General features: G+C 52.3%; 15 protein-coding genes and 2 tRNA genes. 10 read left to right on the top strand and 7 right to left on the bottom strand.

Going from position 1 to position 15951, the window contains the following annotated elements:
* The first annotated feature begins 70 nt into the window (after positions 1-70).
* Positions 71-2125 (top strand): DNA helicase IV, encoded by a 2055-nt coding sequence (gene helD / locus ACOZIO_RS05905; RefSeq protein ID WP_421595082.1) that lies wholly within the window; start codon positions 71-73, stop codon positions 2123-2125.
* A gap of 65 nt (positions 2126-2190) precedes the next feature.
* Here the strand turns inward: helD and ACOZIO_RS05900 are convergent, their stop codons facing one another.
* Positions 2191-2652, bottom strand: a complete 462-nt coding sequence (locus ACOZIO_RS05900) for a methylglyoxal synthase (RefSeq protein WP_129952530.1) — start codon at positions 2650-2652, stop codon at positions 2191-2193.
* A 119-nt stretch (positions 2653-2771) separates the two neighbouring features.
* Positions 2772-3431, bottom strand: coding sequence for a DUF2057 family protein (locus ACOZIO_RS05895; RefSeq protein ID WP_129952531.1), 660 nt, complete (start codon positions 3429-3431; stop codon positions 2772-2774).
* 189 nt (positions 3432-3620) lie between these two features.
* On the opposite strand from ACOZIO_RS05895, the gene ACOZIO_RS05890 reads away from it, so the two are divergent.
* Complete coding sequence (locus tag ACOZIO_RS05890) at positions 3621-4034, top strand: CoA-binding protein (protein ID WP_421595080.1); 414 nt, start codon at positions 3621-3623, stop codon at positions 4032-4034.
* A gap of 82 nt (positions 4035-4116) precedes the next feature.
* On the opposite strand, the gene hspQ is transcribed toward ACOZIO_RS05890, so the two are convergent.
* Complete coding sequence (gene hspQ, locus ACOZIO_RS05885) at positions 4117-4434, bottom strand: heat shock protein HspQ (RefSeq protein ID WP_129952533.1); 318 nt, start codon at positions 4432-4434, stop codon at positions 4117-4119.
* 126 nt (positions 4435-4560) lie between these two features.
* Positions 4561-5754, bottom strand: a complete 1194-nt coding sequence (gene rlmI, locus ACOZIO_RS05880) for a 23S rRNA (cytosine(1962)-C(5))-methyltransferase RlmI (RefSeq protein WP_421595078.1) — start codon at positions 5752-5754, stop codon at positions 4561-4563.
* 98 nt (positions 5755-5852) lie between these two features.
* Between rlmI and yccX the strand changes: the two genes are divergently transcribed.
* Positions 5853-6131 (top strand): acylphosphatase, encoded by a 279-nt coding sequence (gene yccX, locus ACOZIO_RS05875; protein ID WP_013574886.1) that lies wholly within the window; start codon positions 5853-5855, stop codon positions 6129-6131.
* Positions 6132-6137: 6 nt separating this feature from the next.
* Here yccX and tusE read toward each other — a convergent pair whose 3' ends face one another.
* The gene (gene tusE / locus ACOZIO_RS05870; RefSeq protein ID WP_129952536.1) at positions 6138-6467 is read right to left on the bottom strand and encodes a sulfurtransferase TusE; all 330 of its coding nucleotides are present in this window, start codon (positions 6465-6467) and stop codon (positions 6138-6140) included.
* Between the two features lie 105 nt (positions 6468-6572).
* The gene (yccA, locus tag ACOZIO_RS05865; RefSeq protein ID WP_129952786.1) at positions 6573-7235 is read right to left on the bottom strand and encodes an FtsH protease modulator YccA; all 663 of its coding nucleotides are present in this window, start codon (positions 7233-7235) and stop codon (positions 6573-6575) included.
* A 269-nt stretch (positions 7236-7504) separates the two neighbouring features.
* Here yccA and ACOZIO_RS05860 point away from each other — a divergent pair.
* Positions 7505-7592: transfer RNA gene (locus ACOZIO_RS05860), tRNA-Ser, on the top strand.
* A gap of 195 nt (positions 7593-7787) precedes the next feature.
* Positions 7788-7875 (top strand) — tRNA-Ser (locus ACOZIO_RS05855).
* A gap of 83 nt (positions 7876-7958) precedes the next feature.
* Here ACOZIO_RS05855 and ACOZIO_RS05850 read toward each other — a convergent pair.
* Positions 7959-8876, bottom strand: coding sequence for an AraC family transcriptional regulator (locus tag ACOZIO_RS05850; protein ID WP_217158355.1), 918 nt, complete (start codon positions 8874-8876; stop codon positions 7959-7961).
* A gap of 136 nt (positions 8877-9012) precedes the next feature.
* Between ACOZIO_RS05850 and ACOZIO_RS05845 the strand changes: the two genes are divergently transcribed.
* From ACOZIO_RS05845 to ACOZIO_RS05825, 5 genes are all read left to right on the top strand, one after another.
* The gene (locus ACOZIO_RS05845) at positions 9013-9909 is read left to right on the top strand and encodes an SDR family oxidoreductase (protein WP_129952538.1); all 897 of its coding nucleotides are present in this window, start codon (positions 9013-9015) and stop codon (positions 9907-9909) included.
* 197 nt (positions 9910-10106) lie between these two features.
* Positions 10107-11195, top strand: coding sequence for an ABC transporter substrate-binding protein (locus ACOZIO_RS05840; RefSeq protein ID WP_129952539.1), 1089 nt, complete (start codon positions 10107-10109; stop codon positions 11193-11195).
* 87 nt (positions 11196-11282) lie between these two features.
* Positions 11283-13052 carry an ABC transporter permease gene (locus ACOZIO_RS05835; RefSeq protein WP_129952540.1) on the top strand — a complete coding sequence of 590 codons (1770 nt, stop codon included), beginning with the start codon at positions 11283-11285 and terminating at the stop codon, positions 13050-13052.
* Entirely contained in the window at positions 13045-14112 is a 1068-nt protein-coding gene (locus ACOZIO_RS05830; RefSeq protein ID WP_217139108.1) for an ABC transporter ATP-binding protein, read from the top strand. The genes ACOZIO_RS05835 and ACOZIO_RS05830 overlap by 8 nt, the downstream gene beginning before the upstream one ends.
* A 245-nt stretch (positions 14113-14357) precedes the next feature.
* Positions 14358-15950, top strand: a complete 1593-nt coding sequence (locus ACOZIO_RS05825) for a methyl-accepting chemotaxis protein (protein WP_421595076.1) — start codon at positions 14358-14360, stop codon at positions 15948-15950.
* Position 15951: the final 1 nt, after the last annotated feature.

The following is a 15951-nucleotide window of genomic DNA, read 5'->3' as shown; positions in this document are numbered from 1 at the left end:
CAAAGGTAAACTCTTAAATGCGCTTGCATGTAAGATATCAGGAATTAAAGAGAGAACACGGTGTGATGATATGGAATTGAAATCGACCTCATTCGGGAAACATCTGGCGCAGCATCCTTATAACCGGGTGCGACTGCTTAATGCAGGCGTGGAAGTCAGCGGCGATAAGCATCATTACCTGATCCCTTTTAACCAGCTTATCCGCATCCGTTGCAAACGCGGCATCGTCTGGGGAGAGCTCGAATTTGAATTACCGGAGCAGAAAGTGGTCCGGTTACACGGCACTGAATGGCAGGAAACACAGCGGTTTTATCATTACCTTCTCAATATATGGCAAACCTGGAGCCTTGAGATGAGCGAGGTCAGCGCCGGGGTATTGCACGAGCAGGTTAAAAAAATTACGCAGATTGAACAGCAAGACAAATGGTTCAAACGTGTTGACCTGGCTGATGTGCAAAAAGACATTGCTGAAGCATTTTCTGCCATTCCGGTGCCTGTTGAACGTCTTACTGAATTTGATAACTGTCGGGAAGACTATCAGATCTGTCTGCGCTGGCTTGAGCAGGGTAAACGCAGTGTCGACCAGCGTAATCTGGCATGGACGGACAGAGTGATTGCTGATAACCGTGACTTTTTTGATACCGTTGAAGTGTCGCCGCTCAATGACAGCCAGTGCCGCGCAGTGGTGAACGGTGAAGATGCGGTGCTGGTACTGGCCGGGGCGGGCAGTGGTAAAACGTCGGTGCTGGTAGCGCGTGCTGGCTGGTTGTTGCGCCGTCAGGAAGCGCAGCCTGAACAAATTTTATTGTTGGCTTTCGGTCGTCAGGCGGCGGATGAAATGAACGGGCGTATTAAAGAGCGTCTGCATACTGAAGGCATCAAGGCGAAGACGTTCCATGCGCTTGCTTTGCAGATTATCCAGGAAGGAAGTAAGAAAACGCCCAAAATCAGTAAACTTGAAACCGACCCGAAAGCCCGGCGTAGCTTACTGATTAAGACATGGCAACAGCAGTGCGCAGAGAAAAAAGTGCAGGCCAGCGGCTGGCGGCAATGGATGACCGATGAACTGCAGTGGACGGTTCCTGACGGTGATTACTGGAAAAATAAATCTCTGGCGGAGCGTCTCGCAAGTCGCCTTGAGCGCTGGCTGAGCCTGATGCGTATGCACGGTGGCAGTCAGGCTGAAATGATCGAAAGCGCACCAGAGGAAGTCAAAGACCTGTTCACCAGGCGCATTCGCCTGATGGCGCCGCTGATGAAAGCCTGGAAAACCGCGCTGAAAGAAGAGGGCGCAGTGGATTTTTCGGGGCTTATCCATCAGGCGGTCAATATTCTGGATAAAGGGCGTTTTGTCAGTCCGTGGAAGCATATTCTGGTTGATGAATTCCAGGACATATCTCCTCAACGTGCTCTGCTGCTCTCTGCCTTGCGTAAACTTAACAAGCGTACCAGTTTGTTTGCCGTGGGGGACGACTGGCAGGCGATTTACCGTTTCAGCGGTGCTGAACTGACGCTGACCACGGCGTTTGCGGACAATTTTGGTGAAGGAGCGCAATGTGCGCTGGACAGCACTTACCGGTTCAATGATCGCATCGGTGAAATCGCCAATAAGTTTGTGCAGCAAAACCCTAATCAGCTGAAGAAGCCGCTGAACAGTCTGACCAAAGGCAACAAGAAGAATGTCGTGATCCTGCCTGAGGACCAGATGGAGAAATTGCTGGATAAACTCAGCGGTTATGTCACCGCCGATGAACAGATTCTGGTGCTGGCGCGTTATCATCATCTTCGCCCGCAAATTCTGGAGAAAGCCGCGACCCGCTGGCCAAAGCTTAATCTTGATTTTATGACGATTCACGCCAGTAAAGGACAACAGGCTGAATACGTCATTATCGTCGGATTGCACGAAGGCAATGACGGTTTCCCCGCGCCCGCACGAGAATCTTTACTGGAAGAGGTATTATTGCCTGAACCTGAAAATTTCCCGGATGCAGAGGAGCGGCGTTTATTGTATGTGGCGATGACGCGTGCTAAGCATCAGGTCTGGTTACTGCAGGATAAAGAACGTCCTTCTGTTTTTGTCGAACAGCTCGAAGATATCGGCGTGCCGGTCCAGCGAAAACCGTAATTCATATACAGAAAAACCCGGCCATTGCCGGGTTTTTTAACGGAAAAAATCAGCCATTTGAAGCGTTATTCTTTCAGGCGTGACCACAGATAACGCTGATAATCTGGAATAGTGATATCGACTTCAGACCGGAACAGCGGGGACTGGATCAGGAAGTCAGCCGTGGACAGATTGGTTGCCACCGGAATATTCCACACGGTCGCCAGGCGCAGCAGGGCTTTCACATCCGGATCATGCGGAACAGCATTGAGTGGATCCCAGAGGAAAATCAGCATATCAATTTTGCCTTCGGCAATCAGCGCACCTACTTGTTGATCGCCGCCCATCGGGCCGCTCAGCATGCTTTTGACATCAATCCCCGTATTACGCTGAACCAGATTGCCGGTCGTGCCGGTGGCATAGAGAATATGCTGCGAAAGTTCCGCAACGTTTTTATCAACCCATTTCAGCAGGGTGCTTTTGCAGTGGTCATGCGCCACCAGAGCAATATGTTTTTGTTTTGCAATCGTGCGGGTTGTGTATTCCATCTAATTCCCTTCAACGCGAAAGTAAAAGTGGATCACAGAATACTGAAACTGCGTTTTACTGCATAGCTCAGGCGGGATAATTCGGCGTGAAGAAGAGGGAATGCGTGATGCAGATTACGTTATGACGCCCGTTCCTGATTATCCGGTAGTCTTAACCAGAATAACAACCGCTCAAAGCCTGCATTCGCGGCCAGACGTGTCCACAACGGATGAAGATAAACGAGAGAAATTTGAGACGTTGCGTCGGTGGATAACGCCGTTTTTTTCTCTGTAATACCTTTGGCGAATGAGGGAACTGCTGCACGTGCGCCCGACAAATTGTAGGTTATCATCAATTTTTCAGCGTCTGCGGAATGTCCGGGATTAAACCTATTGAGGATGTCACGTTGCGTGGGTATCTGACGGCCTTGTTCATCAACGAGCTGATAATTCATCTGCTGGCTAAATTGTGCCGTTTCACTGTCGTTGCTCAGTTTTGGCAACACGAAAGAAACGGAACGATTACGTTTAGCATTGAAAGTGACGATAAGCGCAGGCGAATGGTAGGTTACCGGCACCTGTTGAGCGACGGAACTGACATTTTTGCTGACCTGAAACAGAATCTGATGCTGACCGCCATCCAGTTCCAGGCTATCCGCGCCTTTAAGGATTGCGCCTGACATCTGTTTGCCATCAATCACCAGAACATCGACATCGGGGGACAATTTAAGGGAGGTCGCCGAAGCTGACACCATCAGGCTGAGACTCGCTAATGCGACCAGCGCATGACAGATTTTCATTCTTCTCTCCTCAGACACAACGTTGTTCACTCTCTATTATTCAGGAATGACGATTGTGTGTCAAAGTTTTACAAAATGTTTTAATTTCCCTCTGAGATGATCCTGCTCGCGTTTCTTTTTCTCGCCGGGGCTGTCGGAATGGTCAGGCTGCGTTACACTTAATGCAGACAGGCCAAAGGAGATAAACCCATGCAAGACAACGATATTCGCAAGATTCTTGAAGAAGTGAAAACCATCGCGCTCGTGGGTGCCAGTGATAATCCCGGACGTCCAAGCTACGGCGTCATGGCATATTTGCTTTCTCAGGGCTTTGAGGTGATCCCGGTCAGCCCGAAACTGGCAGGGCAGGCGCTGCTGGGTCAGAAAGCTTATGGTTCGCTGGCAGAAATCCCTCATCCGGTAGATATGGTGGATGTGTTCCGTAATGCTGATGCTGCTTATAGCGTCGCGCAGGAAGCGATCGCGATTAAAGCGAAAGTGTTGTGGTTGCAGCTGGGCGTCATTAATGAACAGGCCGCTGTGCTGGCAAAAGAAGCCGGGCTGAAAGTGGTCATGGATCGTTGTCCTAAAATTGAGCTCCCGCGTCTGGGCATGGAAAAGTGACCTTCTGTGGATCCTGCCTGTAAAAAAACCGGCTACTGGCGCCGGTTTTTATTTTTCATTTCGTCAGGAGAAGGCCAACGTTTTAGTTACGCAGACGCGGGGCCTGTAACTGGTGGCGGATTGACGCCGCCAGCTCATCCAGCGAGGCTTGTTCCGGATGGGAGCGGGCTATTTCATGATCGATCTGAATTTCAGCCAGATAGGTATGAACCGGCTGGCCTTCTTCATCTTCCATGACAACATGGTACCAGGGAGCGGTACGCATTGATTCATTAGCAGCAACCTCATCAACTTCAGGCTTATCGAGCGAATATTCGGCATCAACATCAATGACCACGCCCAGATAACCTAACAGCCTGTGCCGGACCTGTTGTCCGATACCGTATTTACTGGCAATCATAGTGACCTCCCAAAATAATTCATTAATCCCTATATGGAGATAAAACGGGCTATTTCAAGTTTTGACCACGTAATCTGCTTAAAATTCGCTGGCATGCCGTCACAACAGCACACCGCGCTTATTTTGTCAGTTTATTACCAGACAGGCGAACCCTTTCAGATATAGCCCTTCAGGGTAAGCGCCAGTAACCGGATGGTCGGCTGCCTGACGGAACTGCTCGACGAACTGGATCTCACGACCAGCGTCCAGCGCAGCATCAGCCAGAATTTTCTGGAATAAATCTGTTGGCAATAAACCTGAACAGGAGAAACTCAGCAGAATACCGCCCGGACGCAGCAGTTGCAGCGCCAGCATATTAATATCTTTGTAACCGCGACAGGCGCTGGCCAGCTGGTTTTTGTTCTCAACGAATTTTGGCGGATCCATCACGATCATGTCGAACTGCTGGCCTTCGGTGCGGTATTTGCGCAGCAACTGGAAGACATCTTCGCGCACGAACTCTGCTTTCGACAGATCCAGTTTGTTCAGTTCAACGTTCTGACGGGCCACATCGAGCGCCGCCTGAGAGGTATCCACGTTGGTGACTTTGGTACAGCCGCCCATCAGCGCAGACACCGCAAAAGCGCCGGTGTAAGAGAAGCAGTTCAGAACGTTACGACCGGCGGCATAATTGCGTGCGGCAAGACGGCTGTCACGCTGGTCAAGATAGAAGCCTGTTTTGTGGCCTTCTTTAATATCCACCAGCAGGCTCATACCGTGCTCCTGAATCGGCAGCAGGGCAGGAGGCTCTTCGCCCAATACATGTCCCTGAGTCAGTTCCAGACCTTCTTTTTTACGCACGGCGACGTCGGAACGATCCCAGATAGCGCATTGCGGATAGCAATGTTGCAGTGCAGCAATCAGCGGGGCACGCTGATATTCTGCACCGGCTGACAGCAATTGCAGCACAAGAAAATTCTGGAAACGGTCGATCGTGATGCCGGGCAGGCCATCAGATTCGCCGGCAATCAGGCGGTATCCGTCCAGTCCGTCACGTTGTGCAATATAATCGCGCCAGCGCTGTGCCTGCTGTAAACGGTGGATGAAGAACTCAATATCAATGTCTTCATCTTGTTTGAATGTCCAGACGCGTGCACGGATCTGCGAGGACGGCGAATAGGCGCCACGCGCCAGCCATTTTCCCTGACTGTCTACAATATCTATAGTCTCGCCGGAATGGGCTTTACCTTCGATGCGCGAAACAGCGCCGGAAAACACCCACGGGTGGCGACGAAGAAGTGATTTTTCACGGCCTTTGGCCAGCATTAAACGTGCAGTCATAAAATTAGGTTCTGTCAGTTCGGAGACAAAAAAGAGCGACATTGTCCGGTCATGCAGGTCAAATTGCAACGAACCATACCGCTAACGGAGAGAATATTATGGCAACAGTCAGTATAGCCGCCTATGTATACGGCATGGTGCAGGGCGTTGGTTTTCGTTTTGCGACTCAACACCAGGCCACGGGTTTAGGTCTTACCGGTTACGCAAAAAATCTTGAGGATGGCAGCGTCGAAGTGGTGGCATGCGGGGAACAGGAGAAAGTGGATCAGCTTTTAGCCTGGCTGAAGCAGGGCGGACCGAAACATGCACGCGTTGATCGCGTGCTTAGCGAGCCGACCGCGCCTGGCAATTACAGCGATTTTAAAATCAAATACTGAAATTTTTCACAGGCACTTCACCGGTTTTGGCAGGCCCGCAATTTTCGTGGCCTGTTTGGCCGGACCTTTGGGGAACAGCCGGAACAGATAGCGGCTGTTGCCTTTTTCTTCGCCGTATTTTTGCGCCATTGCTTTTACCAGCATGCGCACGGCAGGAGACGTGTTGAATTCGAGGTAAAATTCGCGCACAAACCGCACCACTTCCCAGTGAGCATCAGTCAGAACTATCCCCTCTTCTTCCGCCAGCAGTGGCGCCATACCTTCCTGCCACTCATGACTGTTTTTCAGGTAACCCTGAGCGTCGGTTTCAATAACCTGACCTTCAAACTCCAGCATATAACCTCAGCCTGTAAAAATGCGGCGGTCAGTTTAACAAAAACACCGGTCAGACAAAATAAAAAGCCCCGCACTCGGCGGGGCTTCCCTTCACAACAGGCATTATCAGTTACGCGATGACATGCCCAGAATGCTTAACAGGCTGACAAATATGTTGTACAGCGAGACATACAGGCTGACGGTCGCACGAATATAGTTGGTTTCGCCACCCTGAATAATATTGCTGGTTTCCCATAAAATGGCCCCTGCGGAGAACAAAATAAACAGGCAGCTGATCGCCAGCGACAGCGCCGGAATTTGCAGGAACAGGTTAGCGATTACCGCCACCAGCAGCACCACAAAACCCGCCATCATCATACCGGACAGGAACGACATGTCTTTGCGCGTGGTCAGCACGTAGGCTGAACAGCAGAAGAACACCAGGGCAGTGCCGCCCAGGGCCAGCATAATAATGTCACCGGCACCGGCTGAAAGCAGCGAGCTCAGTAACGGCCCCAGCGTGTAACCCATAAAGCCGGTCAGTGCGAAGGCAGACAAAATCCCCGCAGGACTGTTAGCCGTGCGGTAGGTCAGGAACATCAGGCCATAGAAGCCAACGATGGTCAGCAGAAAACCGGGAGACGGCAATCTCAGAACCGTACTCGCCGTCGCTGTAATCGCTGAAACGCCGAGGGTCAGTGCTAACAGAAAATAAGTATTACGCAGCACCCGGTGCGTACTTAGCAACGAGCCAGCGCGTGATGACGTAGAGGCAACGATACGATTCATACGGTCCATAATAGAATTCTCACTCTTAACAAAAAGTTGGAGTCGGTGAAAATACAAACAGATTGGAGTGTAAGTCGTTGTCGTACGTGATGAAAGACGTTTTACCCTTCTTTACCTGTTCAGCGCGGGCAGGGTGCGGCATCCGGACGTCAAAGTCACCGAAACGATGCTTAAATCGCCGTTTGCGAACCGAATGCCTGTTTTTCAGGCAATCGGACTGCATCAGGCTTTACAAGCGGATCGGCACTGTTTATAGTTCGCTTCGTTGCGGAGGGGTGGCCGAGCGGCTGAAGGCACCGGTCTTGAAAACCGGCGATGGGAAACCATTCGAGAGTTCGAATCTCTCCTCCTCCGCCATAAACAACACAAGAAAGCTGCTAAGTCATTAGCGGCTTTTTTTGTGTCTGTCATTTATGCACGACTTTGTGCATATGATTTAAATGCTCATAAAATCAACAAACTAGACTGAAAATAATGTTTGCATCTTTTTTCCGGTCTTGTATACTACGCCCCGTACTGAACGACTGAAGTCGTAAAGTACTTGTTGTTTACGGAGGGGTGGCCGAGCGGCTGAAGGCACCGGTCTTGAAAACCGGCGATGGGAAACCATTCGAGAGTTCGAATCTCTCCTCCTCCGCCATAAACAACACGATAAAGCTGCTAAGCCATTAGCGGCTTTTTTTGTGCCTGAAATTCATGCCTTTTCAACATTTCTGTTTTCAGTCAGCCCGTTTCCCGCTGGCTGTACTGCCGGGGTGAGCATCCCAGCGTACGCTTAAACGCGGTGCTGAAGGCGCTTTCAGATTGGTAACCGAGCGACAGCGCCACAGCGGACACCGGTTCTTTACTGTTCGCCAGCCGGTCTCCGGCCAGTAACATCCGCCAGCGCGTAAGGTATTCCAGCGGCGCGCTGCCTACGGCCAGTTTAAATTTCTGTGAGAACACCGAACGCGACATACCTGCACGTTCCGCCAGCGTCTGCACCGTCCAGCGCTGCGCCGGGTTTTCATGCATGGCATTCAGCGCCCTGGATAACTTCTTATCGGCCAGGGCGGCAAACCAGCCGCTGCCTTCACCTTCCGCTGCATTATCCACGTACATCCGCAACGCCTGCACCAGCATCATATGTGCCATATGCTGAGCGATAAGCAACCCGCCCGGCCGCGGGTCACGCAATTCCTGCATCATCCGTTCAACCGCCCAGCGCAAACTTTCTTTGTCGGATTCTTTCGAGATATGCACTACCGGCGGTAACATCGCCAGCAACGTGGTGGCGTCAGGGCCACTGACCGCAAACCGGCTGCCGGTGAGGAAGAAATCGTGGCCGCCGTTGCAGGAAACGGTCCCGCCATCCTGTGACTGTTGGAAAATATGCCCGGCATCGACCGGCTGAATGTTCAGATCGCTGGCCAGCCGGAACGGGCGGCCGCTGGGTAAGACAAAGCAGTCACCGGCTCTGAGATGCACCGCACCGGGCACCGAATCGACTGCCAGCCAGCACTCGCCGGTAATGATCGCGTTACATTTAATCGACTGATAATGCTCGGGAAATTGCACCGACCAGGCCCCTCCGGCTTCAAAACCTTTGGACATATAACTGCGTGGCTTCAGCAGCGCTAACACATCAGAAAGAGGATCCACCAACCACTCCGGACGATTGCAAAGATAATGCGGACATTAGCGCATAGATCGTCTTTTCTCCAGCGCCTATATTTTGTCACGTAAAACATGCTTATTTTCAGCCACAACTGAATGGCCAATAACAGGGGAATTCGAAATGCGTGTATTCGTGACAGGTGCAACAGGTTTTGTCGGTTCTGCGGTGGTGCAGGAATTGCTGCGCGCCGGTCATCAGGTGCTGGGACTGGCCCGCTCGGATGCGGCGGCACAGGCGCTGACCGACGTGGGGGCGGGTGTGCATCGCGGCAGTATTGAAGATCCGGAAAGTCTTACATCCGGCGCGGAGCAGGCCGATGGCGTGATCCATATGGCGTTTATCCATGATTTCTCCAGGTTTGAGGAGAACTGCGAAAAAGACCGGCAGGCGATTGGCGTCTTAGGTGCTGCGCTGAAGGGAACAAATAAACCGTTGATCGTCACCTCCGGCACCGCGACCGCGCGGGTGAACACAGGACGTCTGGTGACTGAAAACGATTTAGCGGATCCACACGGGCAAAATTTCCGTGTGGCGTCCGATCTTGCTGTCGCTAAGCTGGCTGAGCAGGGCGTGCGGGTGTCTCTGGTACGTCTCCCGCCGTCGGTGCATGGCGAGGGTGATCATGGCTTTGTACCGCTGATTATTGCGATGGCGAGGGAAAAGGGGGAATCGGCGTATCCCGGTGATGGCGAAAACTGCTGGCCTGCGGTTCACCGTTTTGATGCTGCACGGGTATTTGTACTGGCGCTGGAGAAAGGTGCACAGAATGCCATTTATCACGCCAGCGCAGAAGAAGGCGTGCCATTTCGTGAGATCGCCACAATGATTGGCAAACATCTGAATCTGCCGGTAGTCAGTAAAAATGCGCAAGAGGCCGCTGCACATTTTGGCTGGTTTACCCACTTTGCCTCGCTTAACAATCCGACTTCCAGTCAGATCACCCGCGATGTTCTGGGCTGGAAGCCTGAACATCAGGATTTACTCACGGATATCGATACCGCCGGATATTTTAAATAAACGTCGTATAGAGACAGCTAAAACAGGTCATTCAGGTGGCCTGTTTTGTGTTTTAGCTGTGGTTTTTATGGTGTTAATTACCTAAAAAACGCCCCGACTCACAAATCGGGAAGATAAAAAAATTACCCCATTGCCTGTCAGATGTTATGCGCTATGTTGATTTTTAGTTTCCCAAATGTAACTAGAGGTTAACAATAATGACCAACAAATTACGATTCTCTCTGATTGCTGCGGCTGTGATGATGTCTTCCTCTGCAATGTCTGCATTACCTCAGGGCTACCCGGCCGACTATCAGAAAATCGTCGATGCGGCGACCAAAGAAGGCAAAGTGGTGGTTTATTCCACCACAGATACCAAAGCAGCCGGTCCGCTGATTCAGGGTTTCGAGGCGACATATCCGGGTATCAAAGTTGAATATAACGACATGAACAGTACCGAACTGTACAACCGTTACATCAGCGAACAGGCAGCGGGCGGCACCAGCGGCGACGTGGTGTGGAGCTCTTCAATGGACACCGCATTGAAACTGGCGACCGACTACGCGCAGGAGTATAAATCCCCCGAACAGGGCCAGCTGCCAAAATGGGCGGTGTGGAAAGACAAAGCCTACGGCACGACATATGAGCCTGTGGTATTTATCTATAACAAACGTCTGATCCCGGCCGGTGATGTTCCCGATTCCCATGCGGCACTGGCAAAACTCATCGCCAGCCAGACCGAAAAATTCAACAAAAAAGTGACTACTTACGACATTGAGAAATCCGGCCTCGGTTTTATGTTGTCCGTGCAGGATTTCAAAGCTGATCCGAATTATTTCAAAACGCTGGCTGATGTGGCCAAAGGCGGCTTAGCGGTGCAGTCCTCTACCGGCACCATGATGGAGCGCGTCTCTTCCGGCGAAAACCTCATCGGCTTTAATATTTTGGGTTCCTACGCCGAAGCCCGTGCTAAAACCGACCCGTCATTGGGGATTTCCTATCCGAAGGATTACACCCTGGTACTTTCCCGCGTTTCCTTCATCAGTCAGGAATCGAAAAACAGCAACGCGGCCAAACTGTGGCTGGATTATGTGCTGTCTGAGAAAGGGCAAAGCATTCTGGCTAATCAGGCTGATATCCCGTCCATCCGTAACGATATCGAAGGCAAAAACGATATTGACGGTATGACCAAAATGCTGGGCAATGCGCTCAAGCCTATCCCGGTGGATGAGACTCTGCTGGAATATTTGCAACAGAAAAAACGCCTCGATTACATCAAACAATGGCGTACCGCTGCTGCCAAGTAGTGACATATCGAAGCGCGGCCTTTTCCGTCGCGCTTCCTTTTTCCTGCCTGATTTCGCTCTCCTTGTTTCTAACCGAAGGGAAGTAACATGAATGCATTGCGCAGAAAGTGGCAAAGCCTGCCGCGCGGCATTGTGGTGTTGATAACGGCGCTGGTTATCTACATTCCGTTGTCGTTTATCGTGATACAGAGTTTCCTCTCCGCGCCGTTCTTTTCACCGTCAAAAGAATGGAGCCTCGAATCCTTTGGATTCATATTTACCGATCCGGACTTCTACAAGGCGCTGAAAAGTGGCTTTATTCTGGCTTTCGGGCTGGTCGTTATCGCAATCCCGCTCGGCGGTATCCTGGCGTTCCTGATGGTGCGTACGGATTTACCGGGCCGACGCGTGATTGAGCCGCTGATCCTGGTGCCGATTTTTGTGTCACCGATGGTATTAGGCTTCGGTTACGTGGTGGCCGCCGGACCGGTCGGGTTTTTCTCGCTGTGGGCCCAGTCGGTGCTCGGGTTTGTGCCATGGAATATCTACGACATGTCGAGCATCGTGGTGATTGCCGGACTGACGCACGTTCCGCACGCCTATCTGTACATCTCCTCGGCACTGCGCAGCGTCGGGTCGGATGTTGAGGAAGCGGCGCGAACCGCAGGTGCCTCGCCGCTACAGGTGATGACCGCTGTCAGCCTGCCGATGGTTCGTCCGTCGATCCTTTACGCCACCGTTTTGCTGTTCTTCCTCGGGCTGGAAGTTTTTGGCCTGATGCTGGTGCTGGGCGATCCGGAAGGCAACATGGTGCTGGCAACCTATCTTTATCAGCTGACTAATAAACTTGGTACGCCGTCTTATCATCTGATGGCCGCCGTGGCGGTGGTGCTGATATGTATCACTATTCCGCTGGTGATGTTACAGCGCCGTCTGATGCGTACCGCGAACCGGTTCGTCACGGTGAAAGGTAAAGCCTCGCAGGCGCGTGCCCTGCCGCTCGGCAAATGGCGCTGGGTGGCCGGTGCCGTGGTGGCGTTCTGGCTGACCGTAACCATCGGCGTTCCGCTGATAGGTGTAATACTGCGGGCGTTTATCTCCAACTGGGGCGTCGGGGTTTCCCTCTGGGATGAACTGTCGCTCAATACGTTCCGTACGATCTGGGAACAGCCGAACCTGCTGCGCGCCATCGTCAACTCGATGGCCATCGGCGTCATCGGCGGCGCGCTGGCAGTAGCCTGTTATTTGTTTATCGGTATTGCAATGCACCGTAAACCGGACGGCATCACCCGTTTCCTCGATTACAGCGTGCTGGTGCCGCGTGCGGTGCCGGGGCTGCTGGCCGGTCTGGCATTCTTATGGGTGTTTCTGTTCCTGCCGATGTGGCTGGATAACGCGCTCAAATCCGGCTGGCTTTCCGGCATGCCGTGGTCGCAATGGTTGCGCGATAACCTGGTGGTCTGGCTGCGATCGTTGCGCAGTACCATTTTCAGCGTCTGGCTGGCCTATACCGTGGTGTGGATGGCGTACGGGCTGCGGTTGATTTCCTCAACACTGTTGCAGGTCGGGCCGGAGCTGGAAGAGGCCGCGCGCAGTACCGGTGCAACCCGCGGGCAGATCACCCGCCATGTCACCATTCCGCTGTCACGTTATGGCCTGATTGGTTCCTGGCTGTTGATGTTCCTGATTTTCGAACGCGAATATTCCACCGGGGTGTATCTGCTTTCGCCGGGTACGGAAACCATCGGCTCGATGCTGGTTTCTCTGTGGGCGGCGGGGGCTATTGATATCGTTGCCGCGCTTTCCTTTATTAACATCCTGCTGGTGGTATTAGGTCTGGGTATTGCCCTTCGTTTCGGAGTGAAATTACATGATTGAATTATCGGTTGACAACCTGCACTTAACTTATGGTGACAATCCGGTGCTGAAGGGCGTTTCCATGGAGCTCAAACGCGGTGAAGTGGTATCGTTGCTCGGGCCTTCAGGCAGTGGCAAAACGACATTACTGCGTGCAGTCGCCGGGCTGGAAAAGCCGGTGAAAGGCACCATCGTCATTGGCAAAAACAAAGTGTACGACGGCACACCGCGCAGCGAAATTCCGGCCGAAGAGCGCAACCTCGGGTTAGTGTTTCAGTCGTACGCACTGTGGCCTCACAAAACCGTGTTTGAGAACGTGGCCTATCCGCTGAAATTACGTAAGGTTTCGGCGGATGAAATCACCCGGCGCGTACAGGATGTGTTGAATCAGCTGGGTCTCGGGCATCTGGGCAAGCGTCATCCGCATCAGCTTTCCGGCGGTCAACAACAACGCGTGGCAATTGGCCGGGCGCTGGTCTACAACCCGCCGGTGATTTTGCTTGATGAGCCGTTGTCGAACCTCGATGCCAAACTGCGTGAGGAGGCGCGGGTATTCCTGCGCGAACTGATCATTAAACTCGGGCTGTCGGCACTGATGGTGACGCATGATCAGAACGAAGCGATGGCGATTTCAGACCGCATTCTTTTGCTCAATAACGGTAAAATAGAGCAGCAGGGTACGCCGCAGGAAATGTACGGTTCGCCAAAAACGCTGTTTACCGCCGAATTTATGGGCAGCAACAATCGCCTGCACGGCAAAATCACCGAAGTGCGTGAGGGTAAAGCGCGTATCGAAGGCAGCGACTGGGTGTTGTGGGGGCTGGCGGGTGAGGGAGTGCAGGCAGGGCAGGAGGGGACAGCGGTGATCCGTGTTGAACGCGTGGTGCTGGCAGACGGGCCGGGCGAGAATCAGCTGGAGCTCCCCCTTCTGACCAGCATGTATCTGGGTGACCGCTGGGAATATCTGTTCCGCACATCTGGCGATGATTTTGTGATCCGTGCTTACGGTACAGATGTGCGCGATCCGCAGCATTGTCATCTGAAGTTACCCGAGCAACATGTCTGGATTTTCCCGAAATAATATCCGTCATATGCCAGGCGGCAGATGCGCTGGCGGCGTTCTGGGACCCGAAACACAGACTTATGTACGTTCATCGGGATCTCCTGACCCGTCGCCTTCCTGCCGCTTTAATTAAGTAGGCTACTATGCGAAGTCAGGTCAGTTCATTGAAATATTATCGTCATTTTCCGCGCGTAAAATTCTGCTTCTTCTCTAAATAATGCAGAATAATCATGATTTTAACATCTCGTTTACTTACTGGTAAAATGCGATTCAACAAGTTGTTTCGATTCGATTTCATCAAACGCCCCCGGGGAATTCTTTTCGGGGTCATTTGCGTTATCACGCTGTTTTCTGCTTTACAAATCTTCTCCACCGTAGTGCTCACCAAAATCCTGCGGGATGCACGTAACAACGTTATTGCCACCGAAAGTCTGCGTCAGCAGCAAGGCGTAATGGATAAAGCCCGCATGGAATTGCTGATGGCCAGTGACAAGCTGAACCGCGCCGGCATTTATTACATGCAGGATAAAGAAACCGGCTCGGTCGGCAGCTGGAACAGCCTGCTGGAAGAGTCGCTGGGTTCGCTTGCCGCGTCACAAAAAGCGTTTGCACAATTCGAAAGCATGACGAAAAACGCCGATACGGCCGCCACCGGGCTGAAAGCCAGCTATCAGATGTTCTACGATGGCTTACGGGAACAGGCTGATGGTCTGCAAAAAAATAGCAATATCGACGTATTCTTTGAAGTGCCTGTCCAGGCCTTTCAGGATGATTTCAGTCAGAAATATTATGCGTATCTGGCAGTTAATGAGCACATTGCGGTGTCACTGAGTGACCGTTTACTCAACGCGCTGACGCAGGCGAAAACGCTGTTTATGGCGGCACTGGTCATTCTGGCAGTAATTGCGGTGCTGGTCTGGCGCGGCGTCTCGGCGTGGATTATCCGTCCGCTGCAACGGATGATTGGTCATATCAGCGTTCTGGCAGCCGGGGATTTATCGCGGGATGTCCCGGCTGACCCGGCGCGGGTGACTGAAATGTGCGAACTGGGCGTCAGCCTGCGAAATATGCAGCGTGGTTTGCAAAAACTGGTCAGTGAAGTGCGCGATGCCTCGTCACATATCATGCTCAATATCAATCAGATGGCGAAAGGTAACGAAGAGCTGTCGTCGCAGGCTGCCATTCAGAACGAAGAGCTCAGAGCTGCCACTGAACATATCTCCCATCTCAATGAACGTGTGAAAGAAAACGCCATCCATGTGCAGCAGGCCCGTCAGCGTGCTGAGCAGGCAAGAGGCGTGGCGATGCGCGGCGGTGAAGTGATGGGGCAGGTGGATACAGCGATGAACGAAATTGTCAGCCAGTCTTCAGACATGAGCAATATTGTGTCGATTATCGACAGTGTGGCGTTTCAGACTAACATTCTGGCGCTGAATGCGGCCATTGAAGCGGCGCATGCCGGGCAGCACGGGCGCGGATTTGCCGTGGTGGCGAAAGAAATCGGTGTGCTGGCGCAGAAGAGCAGCCATTCGACGCGCGGTATCCATCAGCTGATTGACGATTCCGTGCAGCAAATCGGCCGGGGTTCTGCATCGGTCACAGTGCTGAGCCAGAATCTGGAAGAGATCATTAATATCTTCAATAGCCTCAGCACATTAGTGAATGAGATTTCAGACGCGACGCAATCTCAGGGGCAAAATGTTCATGAGGTCTCGGAGCGTATCACCGTGCTTAACCAGGTGACGCTGCAAAACGGCAAACTGGCGGATCATGCAGCAGCAACTTCCCTGCAGTTACTTGAACAATCGCAGCGGCTGGAAAAAGCCGTGGCACGTTTCACCCTGACTGCTGCGTGAT

Origin of the sequence: Rahnella sp. PD4, from assembly GCF_049199325.1 — a bacterium.
In the GTDB taxonomy this organism is placed as follows: Bacteria; Pseudomonadota; Gammaproteobacteria; order Enterobacterales; family Enterobacteriaceae; genus Rahnella; species Rahnella perminowiae.
Note: the sequence above shows the minus strand (reverse complement) of the source record. Positions and strands in the feature narration are given on the sequence as shown.

What these genes read in the sequence shown, in the direction of transcription:
- helD (WP_421595082.1), top strand. Translation starts at nt 71, where the DNA reads ATGGAATTGAAATCGACCTCATTCGGGAAACATCTGGCGCAGCATCCT.
- ACOZIO_RS05900 (WP_129952530.1), bottom strand. Translation starts at nt 2,652, where the DNA reads ATGGAATACACAACCCGCACGATTGCAAAACAAAAACATATTGCTCTG.
- ACOZIO_RS05895 (WP_129952531.1), bottom strand. Translation starts at nt 3,431, where the DNA reads ATGAAAATCTGTCATGCGCTGGTCGCATTAGCGAGTCTCAGCCTGATG.
- ACOZIO_RS05890 (WP_421595080.1), top strand. Translation starts at nt 3,621, where the DNA reads ATGCAAGACAACGATATTCGCAAGATTCTTGAAGAAGTGAAAACCATC.
- hspQ (WP_129952533.1), bottom strand. Translation starts at nt 4,434, where the DNA reads ATGATTGCCAGTAAATACGGTATCGGACAACAGGTCCGGCACAGGCTG.
- rlmI (WP_421595078.1), bottom strand. Translation starts at nt 5,754, where the DNA reads ATGACTGCACGTTTAATGCTGGCCAAAGGCCGTGAAAAATCACTTCTT.
- yccX (WP_013574886.1), top strand. Translation starts at nt 5,853, where the DNA reads ATGGCAACAGTCAGTATAGCCGCCTATGTATACGGCATGGTGCAGGGC.
- tusE (WP_129952536.1), bottom strand. Translation starts at nt 6,467, where the DNA reads ATGCTGGAGTTTGAAGGTCAGGTTATTGAAACCGACGCTCAGGGTTAC.
- yccA (WP_129952786.1), bottom strand. Translation starts at nt 7,235, where the DNA reads ATGAATCGTATCGTTGCCTCTACGTCATCACGCGCTGGCTCGTTGCTA.
- ACOZIO_RS05845 (WP_129952538.1), top strand. Translation starts at nt 9,013, where the DNA reads ATGCGTGTATTCGTGACAGGTGCAACAGGTTTTGTCGGTTCTGCGGTG.
- ACOZIO_RS05840 (WP_129952539.1), top strand. Translation starts at nt 10,107, where the DNA reads ATGACCAACAAATTACGATTCTCTCTGATTGCTGCGGCTGTGATGATG.
- ACOZIO_RS05835 (WP_129952540.1), top strand. Translation starts at nt 11,283, where the DNA reads ATGAATGCATTGCGCAGAAAGTGGCAAAGCCTGCCGCGCGGCATTGTG.
- ACOZIO_RS05830 (WP_217139108.1), top strand. Translation starts at nt 13,045, where the DNA reads ATGATTGAATTATCGGTTGACAACCTGCACTTAACTTATGGTGACAAT.
- ACOZIO_RS05825 (WP_421595076.1), top strand. Translation starts at nt 14,358, where the DNA reads ATGCGATTCAACAAGTTGTTTCGATTCGATTTCATCAAACGCCCCCGG.